Consider the following 15,247-nt stretch of genomic DNA (forward strand, 5'->3'; position numbering starts at 1 on the left):
CTCGTTTTGCCGATTTTTCGCCCCCAAGTTGACTCAACCAGTTTTGGTTGACATACTTTGGGGGCGTTTTCCGTCAAAAATCAAGCCGGTTGACATACTTTGGGGGCATTTTCCGTCAAAAATCAGACCGGTTGACATACTTCGGGGGCACCGCAACCCACACCAGCACCGCACCACCACACCAGCGCCGCACCACCACAAAAACAAAAAAGCCGCGCTCAAAAACGCGGCTTTGTACCTAACTAGGCCATAGCCTTGTCAAACAACTTGGTGATCAGCTTGACCAGCACGGCATCGAAAACGACTGAAGAAATCAGCCCAGCGATGAACATTTCGATCAGCAAGACTGGCTTATAAGCGCTCCAGCCGTACAAGAAGTAGCACATTACAAAGGCCACAATGTGGCAGCAGATGGCACCAATGATCAGGCTAGTCCAGCTGTAGCGGTCATAGCGTTCCTTTTTCGGGAAAAAGCCAATTTCGTTAAAGGCGCCTTGCACGGCCCCTTCGATAATAGTTAAGGCCCCCCACTGGCCACCAAAAGCCATTTCAACCGTGGCTGCTAGGGTTTCACCAATCAAGCCTGACCCGATGGTTGGCACGAAGTACATCGCAAGCGGTGCTGCCATGTACCAAAGGCCAGAATAGATTTCGTCAGCCAAAGGTCCCAAGCCCACGAAGTTCAAAGCGAACTTGGTTGAATTGTAGAGCGGATTAAAAACATAAGTGTAGACAACCCCCATGATAATCCCGATCAAGGCGATCAAGATAACCGCTTTTACATTCCATTTTCCTTCTCTTTTTAACATAAAAAAACTCCCATCCAACTATCACTAGCCGGCTAGGAGCTTCACAATCCTTGTAATTGCACTTCCCTTACGCAAGAATTACCTTGTTCAGGTTCAAAGGGTCGACTTTCGTCATCTCAGCTTTCGCACCCCTAGTGGCTTAGTTCGTTATTTGATTTGACAACCTACATTGTAGCATCAATTGCGAACGGATACAAGATTTTTTATTAACTAAACTAAATTAATAAAAAGTTTTTTACTAACTAAAATTGCTTAAAGGAAGCTAATTTTTCTTCATCGATGTCCCGGATGATGGCCAAGGCCAGGTCAACCGTTGCCTTGTAGTCATGGTAGGCGCTGAAGCAGTATGGTGAGTGCTCGTAGCGGACCGGAATCCCGATGACGATGGTTGGCGCGCCGTTTTCGTAGTAGATAGCCGCGCCGTCTTGGCCTCCGCCCGTTCTGACAGACCGGGTGTAAGGAATGCCATTTTTGTCAGCCAAGTCGCAGGCATATTGCTGGAAGGCTGGGTTTGGCAAAAAGGTTACGTCCATGTCCCGCAGCATCGGGCCGCGCTTGAGGCCAGTTTGGGACAGCCAGTCCGGTTCAAAGGTGTCGTCGGCCGGGCAGCTTTCCAAAACCAGGCACAGGTCGGGCTTAACCTTGCGGGCCGTGACATAGGCCCCGCGCAGGCCAACTTCTTCTTGGCTGGACAAGGCGGCAACAACATCAAAGTTGACCTCTTCGCCCTTCAGGTTTTCCAAGACATCTGCCATGGCAGCGGCACCGAAGCGGTCGTCAAAGTCCTTGCCGAAAAAGAGGCCCGTTTTTTCATTGTACTGGCAATCCACGTCAACGAAGATCGGGCAACCCGTGTCGATCTGGTAATCGTTGATGGTCTCTTCCCGGCTGCTGGAGCCAACGTCGATGGACAAGTCGGCCACCTTCGGCACGGAATTGCGCTCAGCCTCGCTCATAAAGTGCGGCGGCTTCAGGGCCACCACGCCCGGAATGTATTCGCCGGCGCGGTTACGCACCTTGACCTTCAAGGCCGGCAGGACCACATTGTTCCAACCGCCCAGGGTCACGAACTTGATCAAGCCGTTGGGCCGGATCGCCTGGGTCAAAAAGCCGACCGCGTCTGAATGGGCATCTAGCTGGATGACGGGCCGCTTGCCCGTGTTTTCTTTTTTAGAGGCGTAAACGTTCAGCATCCCGTCGACTTCGACATCGGCGTAGTCCTTGACCGTTTTACTAAAGAGATCCACGAATTCATTTTCAAAGCCAGATGTGGCATTGGCATTGGAAAAAGCCTTCAGCATCTCGATTTCTGCTTGTTTCTCCATTTTTCTCCCCTAAAAAATTAGTCTAACAAGTCGTACTTCAGCTTCATCAAGCCGTGGCCAGTTTCCACCATTTCCCCGGTCAGGTCAACGGAAGCCTTGTAGGCTAGGTCAGCCATCTTCTGGTTGGCTTCTTCCAGCTTTTCTTGCAGGTCCTTGCCCGTCAGGTTCTTGGCAGCTTCGTCGGTTTCATTTTCGATCTTGCGCAGCTTAGCCATGGTCTTTTCTTCAAAGGCTTGTTCCAAGGCTGAGTAAACCTTGTAGTTGGTGTCGCCGAGCTGGGCGTTTAGCTTGTTGACCCAGAAGATTTTTGACAGATCAAACTTTGGACCAGTCTGGAAGGAAGCTGGCGTCGTCGTCACGTTCGTGTAGAATGGCACGAAGACGTTGAAGGTGTTCGGGCCAAAGGCCAGCCACTGTACGCCGGCCAAGCCTTCTGGCACATCGTTTCTGATCTGCAAAATGTGGGTTTCGAAGTTCCGGTTGATGCCGATTGGTCTAAAAAGCTTTTTCTCAGCATCGGTGTTGGTAGTTGAGTAGACATCGTATGGGGTGTCTTGGTAGTGGGAGCTTTCCAAGAACTTGATGTCTTCTGGGGAAATCTTCTTCTTAGCGTAAGTGATAAAAGGCTGGTCTTGGTCAGCTGGCGTGCCTTCCCATTCTGGGTCGAAGTAGCGGTGGATGTACCAAGCACGAGGGTTGTTGTAGTGGGCATCCTTGATGGTGGATGAGCCAAAAATGTGACGGAGGTTGTAGCCTTGGTAGTCAGGGTTCAGGTGGTACTTTTCGATCAAGTCGAGGAGGTCGCTTGAGCACATGAAGTTTTCTTCGTCCTTAAAGTCGAAGAAGTCGATGTTCAGGCGGTTTGGCGCTGCTACGTAAGCGTCGTCTGGAATCCGGCGGGCAGCCCAGTGGTGGCCACCGATGGTTTCGATGTACCAAACTTCGTCGTGGTCAGCAAAGGCAGACCCGTTCATTTCGTAAGTACCGTACTTTTCCACCAGGTAGCCTAGACGCTTAACGCCTTCACGGGCGGACTTGATGTAAGGGAGAGTCAAGGTTACGAAGTCTTCTTCACCCAGGCCCCCTTCTTCAACCAGTGGGTCAATCCCTTGGATGCGGGAGTTGGTGGTGATGGTTTCAGTTGCAGTCATGGCAACAGTTGCTTCGTTGATGCCGGCTGCGGCCCACACGCCGTGCTTGCCAGAAGCATCAGGGGCGCTAGTGTAGCGCATTGGGTTTGGCAGCAAGTCTTCGTCGTCGATCTTTTGCTTGCTGATTACGCTTTGGTAGTGCTTTGGCTGGTCTTCTGGGTTTACGGTGATGAAGGCTTCAGGGATGATGGTGCTGCCGCCGTCTTCGCTTCTAGCGATCATGGTTGAGCCGTCAATGGTAGCGGCTTTGCCCACCAAGATGGTGGTACATTCTGCTGGTTTTTGCATAATTGCTCCTATCTAATCTAAAAAACTAAACTTTCTACTTACTAAGTCAATTCTAGCAAAGAATTAGCCTGAAAGCCCGGAATTATTGGCAATCTTGCCGGTAGATCTGAAAAAGCTTTTGGCTCAGCTGGTCGGCGCCGGGCTTGCTGTTTTTAAAGCTGATTTGGCCTGGCTCGGTATGGTCAGTCAATTCGCCCCGCTTAGCCAGCTGCCTTTTGACTTCTTCAGCCGCCCCAATGGCCCCGTCATAGACCTTGGTCTTCGGCCCTAAAATGTTCTTGATAGCCTTTTTGGCAAAAGGAAAGTGGGTGCAGCCCAAGACCACGCCGTCCGTTTGGCCAGCGTAAGGGTCGAGCAGGCCGTGCAGGTAATCGTAGACGGCCGGGGTATCCATTTGCCCGTCTTCTACCAACTCCACCAATTTAGGCGCCGGCACCTTGACCACTTGATCCTTTTTGGCATATTTAGCGGCCAGGTCGTTAAACTTCGGCGCCTTCAAAGTCAGTGGCGTCGCCATGGCAACGACTGTCCCGGCATTTTCCTGGACGGCCGGCTTAACCGCTGGCTCAATGCCGATGATCGGCAGGTCGTATTCCTGGCGCAGGCGGTCAGCCGCGGCGCTGGTCGCCGTGTTGCAGGCGATCATCACGGCCTTTACGTGATCTTTTTCAATCAATTCATCAATGACCTGCTTGGTCAACTGGTAAACTTCTTCGGACGTCTTGACCCCATAAGGAGCATGGGCTGAATCGCCATAAAAGACGTAGTCCTCGTTTGGCATGAGGTCAACCAGGCGGCTTAACACGGTAAGGCCGCCTTGGCCTGAGTCAAAAACGCCAATTGGTCGATCGTCAAATTTTTCTTGCATGTTTACCTCCTTAACTATCTAGTTATCTATTTTGAACTTTTCATCCGCTTTCTTCAACGGCTACGCCTGGCTCCCGGTAAAATTCTTACGTTTTCCTTATGTTTTTGCTTTTCAAAAGTCTTTAGCTTGCTTTTCCCCTAGGCTGTGATAATGTTATATTCACCAAGCAAAAATAGAAAAGAGAATGAAAAATGTTTAATGCACAACCTGAGCCGGAGCGCCGCCACATCGTTGACGTGACCGCCCTAAACGGCTTTTTAACCAAAATGTATTCCATCATGGGCTTGGCCGTCCTCGTGTCTGCCTTGTCCGCTTACTTGACTGTGACCGTTTTTGCCAAGAGCTTTGCGGCCTTGATCACCGGCCACCCGGCAGTCCTGTGGATCTTGCTCTTCTTGCCATTTGGCCTAGGCCTGGGCATCAGCTTCCAAGCCACCCGCAAGCCGGCCACTAGCTTCTTTTTACTGATGCTGATGGCGGTCGTCTATGGCATCACCTTCGCGCCTTTGGCCTACGCCTACACCGGCGCCCAAATCGGGGCTGCCTTTGTCAGCGCCGCCGCCGTCTTCATCGGCATGGCCCTTTACGGTTCCGTGACTAAAAAGAGCCTGGACAACGCCGGCGCCTACGCTTCAGCCGCCTTGTGGGGCTTGATCGTAGCCACGATTGTCAACGTCTTTTTGAAAAGCACGGCCGTAACCTTTGTCTTCTCCATCATCGGCGTGGTCATCTTCACGGCCCTGACCGCTTATGACGCGCAAAAGATGAAGCAGATCTACCTGAACTACGGCAGCCAGGTGCCAGAACTGGGGCTCGCCGTTAACGGCGCCTTGCTCCTTTACCTGGACTTCGTCAACCTTTTTATCGAGCTCTTGCAAATTTTTGGCATTGCCAGCGACAATAATTAAGTGAAAAGGCTATCTTCAATAGAAGATAGTCTTTTTTCTTGACTAATTTTTTTCCGGGTGTAAGGTTAACTAGATGTAAAGAATTTGCAGAGTTATGTAAAGAAGGTCTTATAGTGGAAAAAACGCCCGTATGGAAAAACAACTTGCGCGTTTCGGCTGTCAGCGTCTTTTTGGCCGGAATTGCCTTTTCGGAAGTCACGCCATTCTTGTCGCTATACATCGACACCCTGGGCAAGTTTACCCATCAGGAGCTGAGTTTTTGGTCCGGGACCGTCTTCTCAGCCGTTTACGTGGTTGCCGCGCTGGTATCGCCGATCTGGGGCAAGCTGGCTGACAAAAAGGGCCGCAAACCGATGATCCTGCGGGCTTCCCTGGGCATGGCCATCGTCTTCACCTTGATGGGGGTTGCTCAAAACGTCTGGCAGCTGCTCTTCTTGCGGGGGATGCAGGGTTTTTTTGCCGGCTTTATCTCTAACTCTAATGCCTTGGTGGCGGCCGAAACGCCCAAGCACAAGAGCGGCAAGGCTCTTGGCATCATGAGTTCCTGCACGACCGGCGGGCAGCTGCTGGGGCCTTTTGCCGGCGGGGCACTCTCTCAAGTCTTCAGCTACCGGGTGACCTTCTTCATCACCGGTGCCCTGCTCTTTACCTGCTTTGTTTTATCGATTCTTTTTATCCATGAAGACGACTTCGTGCCGATCAAAAGCGAGGAGCGGGGCAATTTCAAGGACACTATCAAGCAGTTTAAGAGCGGCCAGCTGATTGTGGGGCTGCTGCTCACCACCTTGATCATCCAGGCGGCCAACAACTCGATTAACCCGATCGTCTCCTTGTACGTGCGAAGCTTGATGCACGGCGCCGGCCAGGTCGTCTTCGTCAGCGGGGTCATCGCCGCCTTGCCGGGGATTGCGACCGTGGCAGCTGCCTCTTACTTCGGGGGGCTGGGCGACCGGATCGGAACTCACAAGATTATTTTGGGCGGGCTGATCGGGTCCATCATCCCCTTCTTCTTGACCGCCTTTGTCCGGAACACGGTTGAACTGGGCATCTGCCGCTTTTTGATCGGCTTCACCGACGCCTGCCTCTTCCCGCAGGTCCAAACCATGCTGACCAAGTACAGCCCGCGGCAGTTGACCAGCCGGGTCTTCAGCTGGAACCAAAGCGCCATGTACATTGGCAACATCTTGGGGCCCTTGATCGGGTCGACCGTCTCCGCCCACTTCGGCTATAGCACCGTCTTCTTGGTAACCAGCGGTTTGGTCGTGATCAATCTACTGTCTTACCGGATCAACATTTTGCGCAATATTTAGAGTTCTAGATGAGAAAGTCCAAGATCCTGCGGGATCTTGGACTTTTTTGGTGTGGTGGGGGTTTTGGGCTGCGGCCAAGTTGGCGGAAGTTTTTTTACTTGGGGTTTTTAAAAAAAGATTCCTTTTCCATGCTGCATTGCGGTGAAATTCCTGAATTTGATGCTGCATCCGAGGTCAGAATCCCTTTTTTCTGCATGACTCTAAAAAAAGATCCCAATTTTATGCAACCATCTGGAAGAATATCCCATTTTGGCGCAACCGTCTGGAAGAATATCCCATTTTGGCGCAACCGTCTGGAAAAACATCCCATTTTGGCGCAACCGTCTGGAAAAACATCCCATTTTGGCAAAAATCTTCAAAAAAATTGGTATTTCGAGGTCAACTATCCAAAAATAGAACCAATTTAAGTTCTAAGTTTATCAAAAATATTGTCTCTGAAAGTTGGTTGCGCCAAAACGGGATAAAAAATTTTTTAGTTGCTACTTTTTGGGATTTTTTTCAAATCGGTTGCTACTTTTTGGGATTTTAGCTTAAAGATTTAGCTAACTTAAATAATTTTTGACAAAAATCTCTTTGGCGTGCTTCTTCTCCTTATCTGATAACCTCATATTGGAATTAATATTGTATAAGTACCTCTGCTCCTGATTCAATGACAACAACATTTGAGGATTAAGCCTAATGAAAGTAAAACGAATTTCAACAATACTATTAGACTGGCCTCGCTTAAGCTCATAGCCTAAATTTCCAAAAAATGGAACCAAGTATAACATTGCAGTGTCGATCTGCCTAATAACTGTGTTATTCCGATAGCCTGCTGGCACACCTAATAATCGACGCAACTCTTCAAAAGAGAGATTACAATACCCGTCATTCGCACACTGAACTAGTTTCCTAAACAAAGTCTTGCCAAACTTATTTCCAATCTTTCTAAACAAAAGATTATTCCACGAAATGCTATCTGAAGAATACATAGAAAAAGTAGGCACGTATTGTCTCTTTAACGTGACTGTTAGTTTCTTTGACTCATATTCCGCGCTCGCAAAAAATGGCATAGTACGCATCACCTCACCCAAACCTGTCATTGTCTTATTAAACTGGTTAACCTCATGGCTCCGATAATCCCCCATCTTCTTCAGCTCCCGCGCGGTCAAGACGACCGGCTGGCCGGCACCGCGAAACAGCTGCCCGACGATCAGCCAGAAAAAGTTCTGCTGGCTGCCGCTGAGGCCCGCCATGGGCAGGTCGTTCAAGGCCGCATTGTAGGTCACGTTCTGCTCAACCGGCACGCCAAAGCGGTACTCCAGATCCAGCAGCCGGACCTGGTTCAGCAATCCCGGCGTCAGGCTAAAGCGGACATTTTCCGTGTAACGCCGTGGCTCGGGCAGGCGGCGCGCCAAGATCAGCCGCTCCAGATTTTGCACATCGCTAACTGAAAGCCAGCTCTTGTCAAAGCCCTTGCTAAGCAGATGGCTCACCCCATCTAGTCCGACCACCCGCGCACCATGCTCCACCAGGAACTGCTGATTTTTAAAAGTCAGCTTGGGCTTGCCGCCGCGGTCCACGACCACAACGATGCTTTTGACCAAATTGGGGCCAACCGCGCAGCCGGCCGCTTCCAGAGCCGCTTGCACCGCAGCTTGGTGGTAGCTAATCTGATCGTAAATGCCAGGCGCCAGGTCCTGGAAGTCAAAAACGGTCCCCTTCACATTCCGAGTCTTCACCTCAATGCAGTAAATCCCGCTGCTGCAGATCACCAGGCTGTCGACCTGGTTGTCAAAAGTCCGCCGGCCCGGCTCCCCATATTCATAGGGCAAAAGCAGATCGTGCAAATCCACAAAAGAAGAGCCGCGCAGCTTGCCGACTAGCTTCCTAACCTCCTGCTCACCGGCATCCCCGGCTAGCAAGTTTTCCGTATGCTCCAGCTGGCCCTCCGTCAAAACCGGCCCAAAGCCGGCCTGTTTCAACACGCCGTTGACCCAGCGCAAGCCAGCAGCGTTGTCTAATGACAGCTGCCGTGAACAGTCATAGTCTGGGTTGACCAGCTGCTCGGCCGCGATTGCCGAGCTAACCGCCGCGCCATTGTCTGCGCCTAAACTGAACCAGTCATTCATCAAGGCTTTTTTCATAAAATTCACCTCCGAAAAAAAGTGCCTCTACTTGTTATTACGCCAAAAATCGGAATTTTAACGAAAAAAGTTGTGGATAAGTCAAAATGGTTACAGTTTGACAAAAGTGTAAAACGATCCTGGTAAAAAAGTTAGAAAATGATAGCTAGCTTCAACTTTTTTTATTGATTTGCTCAAATAGATTTGATGCTTTATACTCTAAGCGAAAGATAAAAAAGTACCGTAGTAAATCTAAGTGAGGCTCTAAAAATGGAAGCATATCGTCACTCAAACAGTGAGGTGAATCAGTTGAAGTTCGTCATTCGCGTGTTGCAGGTCGCTGCCCTGTGCATCAGCATCTTTTTGGTCATCTTGTCCTTCGTCCACTTGGCTGACCTGATCTACTCCGCCAGCCTAGTAGGCGTAACCGCCATGATGCCAACCATCTTTGGCACTGGCATTTTCCTCATCAGCCTGCTCTTTGAAGGCTGGCTGGCCCTTGACATCAACAAGATTGGCGAACATGCTGCCTTGATAGCCATCGCCATCTTGCTGCTCTTGACGGCGGGCCTAATGATCGCCCCTGTTGCCATCGCGTCCAGCTTGCTCGGACTCAACCTCTTGTCCTTGTTCATCATCACCATCGCCCGTTTAATTTAAAAAAGCAAAAAAGTCCTGACCGCACAAACTCAAAGCGGTCAGGACTTTTTTTATATTAACTAATAAATCGCAGCTACCTGCTCTTGCACCGTTGGGTGGGCCAAGAAGTCGTCGTAGCTGATGTCGGCCCGGGCAACGACGCCCTTAGGGCCAACTTCGATGATGTGGTTGGCAATAGTTTGGATAAATTCATGGTCGTGAGAGGTGAACAGGATGGAGCCTGGGTAGTTTTCCATGGCTTCGTTTAAAGCGGTGATGGATTCCAGGTCCAGGTGGTTGGTTGGGTCATCCATGACCAAGACGTTGGCTGCTTCCAGCATCATGCGGGACAATTGGCAGCGAACCTTTTCGCCCCCGGACAGGACCTTGATCTGCTTTTCAATTTCATCCCCGCTAAAGAGCATCCGGCCCAAAAAGCCGCGCAAGAAGGTGTTGTCATCATGTTCCTTGTCAGCGTATTGGCGGAGCCAGTCCAGAATGGACAATTCGTCATTGTCAAAGTTGGCGTTCAGGTCGCGGGACATGTAGTTGAAGCTGGTCGTTTGCCCCCAAGTGACGGTCCCTGAATCTGGTTCCAGCCGCCCAGCGATGATTTCCATCAAAGCCGTGGTGGCCCGGGTGTTTCTGGACAAGAAGGCTACCTTGTCGCCCGGCCGGATAATGAAGGAGACGTTGTCCAAAAGCACTTCGTCGCCGGACTTGTAGGACACGTTGTCCACCCGGAGCAAGTCGTTGCCCAGGTCTCTGTTCATTTCAAACTTGATGTATGGGTACTTGCGGCTTGAAGGCTGGATGTCGTCCAAGGTGATCTTGTCCAGCTGCTTCTTTCTAGAAGTGGCCTGCTTAGACTTAGAAGCGTTGGCAGAGAAGCGGGCAATGAATTCTTGCAGCTGCTTGATCTGCTCTTCTTTTTTGGCATTTTGCTGGCGGGCCAGTTCGGTGGCCAGCTTGCTTGATTCATACCAAAAGTCGTAGTTGCCGACGTAGAGCTTGATTTGCCCGCGGTCAACGTCACACATCTGGGTGCAGACCTGGTTTAGGAAGTGGCGGTCGTGGGAAACGACCAAGACGATGTTTTCATAGTCGGCCAAAAAGTTTTCCAGCCAAGCCGTGGTGTGGACGTCCAAACCGTTGGTTGGCTCGTCGAGCAGCAAAATGTCAGGGTTGCCAAACAAAGCTTGGGCCAGCAAAACCTTCACCTTGTCGCTTTCGGCCAGTTCGCTCATCTGCTTTTGGTGCATATCTTCGCCGATATTCATCGATTGGAGGAGCTGAGAAGCGTCGGATTCCGCGTTCCAGCCGTCTAATTCGGCAAATTCGGTTTCTAGCTCTGCCGCCTTAACGCCGTCTTCTTCGCTGAATTCGGTCTTAGCGTACAAGGCGTCCCGGTCTTGCATGACTTGGTAGAGCTTTTGGTGGCCCATGATGACCGTTTCCATTACTGAATAGTCTTCAAAGGCAAAGTGGTCCTGGTTTAGGCTGGACATTCTTTCGTTGGGGCCAATGGCAATGGTACCGGTAGTTGGCTCCATCTTGCCTTCAAGCAGCTTTAAGAAAGTCGACTTACCAGCGCCGTTGGCACCGATGATGCCGTAGCAGTTGCCGGGCGTGAACTTCAAATTTACGTCGCTGTAGAGCGTCCGTGAGCCGATTTGTAAACTTAAATCTGTTACAGTAATCAATACTTGCTTCCTCTTCTGTTATTTATTAGATTTGTTTTCTTGCATTATGACTAAATCAGTATATCAGCAAGTTAGCCCGGCTTCAATTGTTTCGCTGTTTTTATTTTTGATTTCAGCGAATTTTTCTTTTTCTTAAAAAATGGGGTTATAATCGTTTTATAATCTTCACTCTTAAGGAGGAAAAAATGACTTTCTTCATCTCCCTGCAGCAAATCTGCATCATGTTCATCCTGATGGCCATCGGCTTTTTCTGCCGGAAAAAAGGGATGATCCACGACGACACCAGCAAGGACCTGACGGCCATCTTGGTCTACATCGTGGGGCCCTGCTTGATCATCAACGCCTTTGAGCGGCCAGCGACTAAAAGTCTAATCCTGGACTTTGGCATGACCTTTTTGGCCGGGTCCATCAACTACATCTTCCCCATCCTCTGCAGCCTGCTTTTGCTAAAAATTCCCAAGATCCAACAAGACCCTGACAAAGAGCTGATCGCCTTTGGCATGGTCTATAACAACTGCGGCTTTATCGGCATCCCACTCATTCAGGCGCTCCTAGGCAGCAAGGGGACCTTCTTTGCCGTGCCCATCCTAGTGTTAAACAACATCTTCATCTGGTCGCACGGCATTTCCAGCTTCCAAGAGCGCGAACCCATCAGCGACACCATCAGAAAAGTCCTGCTCAACCCCAACATTATCGCGACCGTGATCGGCTTCATCCTCTTTTTGACCGGGGTCAGCCTGCACTTTCCAGCGGTTGTCGGCAAGTCCATTTCTTACGTGGCCAGCTTGAACACGCCCCTCAGCATGATCGTGATCGGCTCTAACCTAGGCGCCATCAAGGGGGACTTTTACAAGGACCAAAAGGCCTGGCTGATCTGCTTTTTAAGAAACTACCTCATGCCCACCTGCCTGGCCTTCATCTTGCTCCTCTTCCCTTTGTCTAATACCGCCTACCTGGCCGTGGTCATCATGGCGGCAGCACCGGTTGCCGGCTTCATCGTCATGCTGAGCCTCTTGGCCAACCGCCCCGTGGCCTTCCCCATGCGGGCGCTGTGCCTGTCGACCTTGATGAGCGTCGTCAGCGTGCCCCTGATCGTCATGCTGGCCAGCCTGTTAAAAGGAATCTAGTCCGAACGTTTTTGGCCTTTTCCCCGATTTTGACCCGAAATTCAGAAAAAATCGTTCGTCTTTTATCCACAAAGTGAGAAATGAATACAAAGCTAGTTCATTTTTTCCTAAAAAAGGCGTATTATATAGAAAAAGCATTATTCCATAAAACTTAGTAAGGAGAGAGGAAGTTTTTCGTGACTGCTAAAAAACTCGAAAACAACAGTAACCACCAGGTTATTGCTGAAGAAGTCCAGATCCTGACCGACCTGCTCGATGAAAGCACCCGCCACTTGGTTGGCGATGACGAATTCGCCAAGATCAAGGGCCTGGTCAAGATTGCGGCCAGCCAAGACCATAGCCAGCTGGAAAGCCAAATTGCGGCTTTGTCCAACCAGGAAATGATCGTCGTTGCCCGCTACTTTGCAACGCTGCCGCTGCTCATCAACATCTCTGAAGACGTTGACCTGGCCAGCGAAGTCAACCTGCTGAACAATACCCACCAGGATTACCTGGGCAAATTGTCCTCAACCGTTGACCTGGTTGCCGAAAAAGAAAACGCCGCTGAAATCCTGCGCCACGTCAACGTGGTGCCTGTTTTGACGGCCCACCCAACCCAGGTGCAGCGCAAGACCATTTTGGAATTAACGGACAAGATCCACAACCTGCTCCGCCGCTACCGCGACGTGACCGCCGGCACCATTGACCGGGACGAGTGGACCAACCAGCTTCGCCGCTATATCGAAATTATCATGCAAACCGACATCATTCGGGAAAAGAAGCTGAAGGTTGCTAACGAAATCAAGAACGTCATGGTCTACTACCCTGACTCCTTGATTCCGGCCATCACCAAACTGACCGCCAATTATAAAAAGCTGGCCGCCAAGCATGGCTTAAACGTTGAAGGCGCAACGCCAATCACCATGGGGATGTGGATCGGGGGCGACCGGGATGGCAACCCTTACGTGTCTGCTGAAACCCTGCGCCTGAGTGCAACTATCCAAAGTGAAGTCATTTTTGACTACTACATCAAGGCGGTCAACAATCTCTACCGGACCATTTCCATTTCCACGTCTTACGTGCAGCCAACTCCAGAAGTGACCGAACTGTCCAAGTTGTCTGGCGACAACTCCCAGTTCAGAGTCAACGAACCTTACCGGCGGGCCTTTTACTACATTGAATCCCGCCTGGTGCACACGGAAGAAGACCTGCTAGGCAAGACGTCTAAGGCCAGCGTGGTCAGTGAAGAAGACGCGGCTAAAGCCCCTGCTTATAAGGACGCTGCCGCCTTTAAAGAAGACCTGGAAGCCATCAAGCGCTCCCTCATCCAAAACCATGACCGGGCCGTAACCAGCGGCGAATACGATGACCTCTTAGAAGCCATCAACGTCTTTGGCTTCCACCTGGCTACGATCGACATGCGGCAAGACTCCAGCGTCAACGAAGCCTGCGTGGCTGAGCTTTTGAAGAGTGCCAAGATCTGCGACAACTACTCAGATCTGTCTGAAGAAGAAAAGATCCAAGTTCTTTTAAACGAATTGAACAATGACCCAAGAAGCCTGCATTCAAGCTCTGCTCCTAAGTCAGAACTTTTGCAAAAAGAATTGAAGATCTACCAGACTGCTCGCCAGCTGAAAGACACCTTGGGCGAAAACGTCATCAAGCAGCACATCATTTCCCACACGGAAAGCATCTCCGACATGCTGGAACAAGCCATCATGCTGAAGGAATACGGCCTTTTGGACAGCGAAAAAGCCCGGGTACAAGTCGTACCGCTTTTTGAAACGGTCGAAGACTTGCAAAACTCCCGCGCCATCATGAAGCGCTACTTGAACTTTGACATCGTTAAGCGCTGGGTGGCTTCAAAGGGCAACTACCAAGAAATCATGCTGGGCTACTCCGACTCTAACAAGGACGGCGGCTACCTGGCATCTTGCTGGAGCCTGTACAAGGCACAAAAAGAATTAACCGCCATCGGCGAAGAGATGGGGATCAAGATCACCTTCATGCACGGGCGCGGCGGCACGGTTGGCCGGGGCGGCGGCCCATCATATGAAGCCATCACCTCCCAGCCATTTGGCTCCATCAAGGACCGGATCCGGACGACTGAACAAGGGGAAATCATCCAAAACAAGTACGGCAACAAGGACGCTGCCTACTACAACCTGGAAATGCTGGTTTCCGCTGCCGTTGACCGGATGGTTTCTAAGCAAGTCGTCAGCCAAAACCACATCCAAGACTTCATGGCTTCCATGGACGAAATCGTTGATGACTCCAACAAGGTCTACCGGGAACTGGTCTTTGACAATCCGCACTTCCAAGACTACTTCTTCCAAGCTACGCCAATCAAGGAAGTTTCCAGTTTGAACATCGGCTCTCGGCCAGCCGCTAGAAAAAAGATTACGGAATTCTCCGGACTTAGAGCCATTCCTTGGGTCTTCTCCTGGTCCCAAAGCCGGGTGATGTTCCCAGGCTGGTACGGCGTCGGGTCTGCCTTCAAGCACTTCATCGACAAGGATGAAAAGAACCTGGAAGACCTCCAAAAGATGTACCAAGGCTGGCCATTCTTCCACTCCCTCTTGTCAAACGTTGACATGGTCTTGTCTAAGTCCAACATGGAAATCGCCAAGCAATATGCGGATCTGTGTGAAGACGAAGCAACCAAGACTGTTTTTGACATCATCTACAAGGAATGGAAGCTGACCAAGGAAGTCATCTTGCAGATCGAAGGCCACAGCAAGCTTTTGGAAGACAACCCATCTTTGGAAAGCAGCTTGGAATACCGGATGCCTTACTTCAACGTCTTGAACTACATCCAGCTGGAAATGATCAAGCGCGGCCGGAAGGAAACCTTGAGCGGCATCTACGAATCGATCATCCACATCACCATCAACGGGGTGGCTTCAGGCCTGCGTAATTCGGGCTAAAGCTTACGCCTATCTAAAAGACAAAATCGATAACAGACAAGAAAAAGGCAATCACAAATGTGATTGCCTTTTTACTTGGTCGTTTTTTAGTTTTTGTCTAATGGAAGG

Annotated in this window: 12 protein-coding genes and 1 riboswitch; of the genes, 6 read left to right on the top strand and 6 right to left on the bottom strand. The window is 50.5% G+C overall.

The features are described from left to right. Positions 1-242: 242 nt before the first annotated feature. The 4 genes from ACI4WN_RS05120 to murI all read right to left on the bottom strand — a co-directional run bounded on the left by ACI4WN_RS05120 (position 243) and on the right by murI (position 4,441). Positions 243-809, bottom strand: coding sequence for an ECF transporter S component (locus tag ACI4WN_RS05120; RefSeq protein ID WP_439777252.1), 567 nt, complete (start codon positions 807-809; stop codon positions 243-245). A gap of 46 nt (positions 810-855) precedes the next feature. Then, positions 856-952: riboswitch (TPP riboswitch) on the bottom strand. A 99-nt stretch (positions 953-1,051) separates the two neighbouring features. Continuing rightward, positions 1,052-2,134, bottom strand: coding sequence for a M42 family metallopeptidase (locus ACI4WN_RS05125; RefSeq protein ID WP_439777253.1), 1,083 nt, complete (start codon positions 2,132-2,134; stop codon positions 1,052-1,054). Positions 2,135-2,151: 17 nt separating this feature from the next. Continuing rightward, positions 2,152-3,573, bottom strand: coding sequence for a C69 family dipeptidase (locus ACI4WN_RS05130; protein ID WP_439777254.1), 1,422 nt, complete (start codon positions 3,571-3,573; stop codon positions 2,152-2,154). 82 nt (positions 3,574-3,655) lie between these two features. Further along, positions 3,656-4,441, bottom strand: a complete 786-nt coding sequence (murI, locus tag ACI4WN_RS05135) for a glutamate racemase (RefSeq protein WP_439777255.1) — start codon at positions 4,439-4,441, stop codon at positions 3,656-3,658. Between the two features lie 191 nt (positions 4,442-4,632). Between murI and ACI4WN_RS05140 the strand changes: the two genes are divergently transcribed. The 3 genes from ACI4WN_RS05140 to ACI4WN_RS05150 all read left to right on the top strand — a co-directional run bounded on the left by ACI4WN_RS05140 (position 4,633) and on the right by ACI4WN_RS05150 (position 7,066). Beyond that, the gene (locus ACI4WN_RS05140; protein ID WP_439777256.1) at positions 4,633-5,349 is read left to right on the top strand and encodes a Bax inhibitor-1/YccA family protein; all 717 of its coding nucleotides are present in this window, start codon (positions 4,633-4,635) and stop codon (positions 5,347-5,349) included. Between the two features lie 113 nt (positions 5,350-5,462). Continuing rightward, a complete protein-coding gene (locus tag ACI4WN_RS05145) occupies positions 5,463-6,659 on the top strand; it encodes an MFS transporter (RefSeq protein WP_439777257.1) in 1,197 nt (398 codons plus the stop codon). 8 nt (positions 6,660-6,667) lie between these two features. Beyond that, the gene (locus ACI4WN_RS05150; RefSeq protein ID WP_439777258.1) at positions 6,668-7,066 is read left to right on the top strand and encodes a hypothetical protein; all 399 of its coding nucleotides are present in this window, start codon (positions 6,668-6,670) and stop codon (positions 7,064-7,066) included. A 135-nt stretch (positions 7,067-7,201) separates the two neighbouring features. On the opposite strand, the gene ACI4WN_RS05155 is transcribed toward ACI4WN_RS05150, so the two are convergent. Further along, the gene (locus tag ACI4WN_RS05155; protein WP_439777259.1) at positions 7,202-8,785 is read right to left on the bottom strand and encodes an NERD domain-containing protein; all 1,584 of its coding nucleotides are present in this window, start codon (positions 8,783-8,785) and stop codon (positions 7,202-7,204) included. A gap of 249 nt (positions 8,786-9,034) precedes the next feature. On the opposite strand from ACI4WN_RS05155, the gene ACI4WN_RS05160 reads away from it, so the two are divergent. Beyond that, entirely contained in the window at positions 9,035-9,424 is a 390-nt protein-coding gene (locus ACI4WN_RS05160) for a hypothetical protein (protein WP_439777260.1), read from the top strand. Positions 9,425-9,483: 59 nt separating this feature from the next. Here the strand turns inward: ACI4WN_RS05160 and ACI4WN_RS05165 are convergent, their stop codons facing one another. Beyond that, the gene (locus tag ACI4WN_RS05165; RefSeq protein WP_439777261.1) at positions 9,484-11,106 is read right to left on the bottom strand and encodes an ABC-F family ATP-binding cassette domain-containing protein; all 1,623 of its coding nucleotides are present in this window, start codon (positions 11,104-11,106) and stop codon (positions 9,484-9,486) included. A 185-nt stretch (positions 11,107-11,291) separates the two neighbouring features. Between ACI4WN_RS05165 and ACI4WN_RS05170 the strand changes: the two genes are divergently transcribed. After that, positions 11,292-12,233: an AEC family transporter gene (locus ACI4WN_RS05170; protein ID WP_439777262.1), complete on the top strand. Its 942-nt coding sequence runs from the start codon at positions 11,292-11,294 to the stop codon at positions 12,231-12,233. 176 nt (positions 12,234-12,409) lie between these two features. Beyond that, entirely contained in the window at positions 12,410-15,139 is a 2,730-nt protein-coding gene (ppc, locus tag ACI4WN_RS05175; protein WP_439777263.1) for a phosphoenolpyruvate carboxylase, read from the top strand. The last annotated feature ends 108 nt before the right edge of the window (positions 15,140-15,247 follow it).

The sequence above is a fragment of the Lactobacillus sp. genome (assembly GCF_051893255.1).
GTDB lineage: Bacteria > Bacillota > Bacilli > Lactobacillales > Lactobacillaceae > Lactobacillus.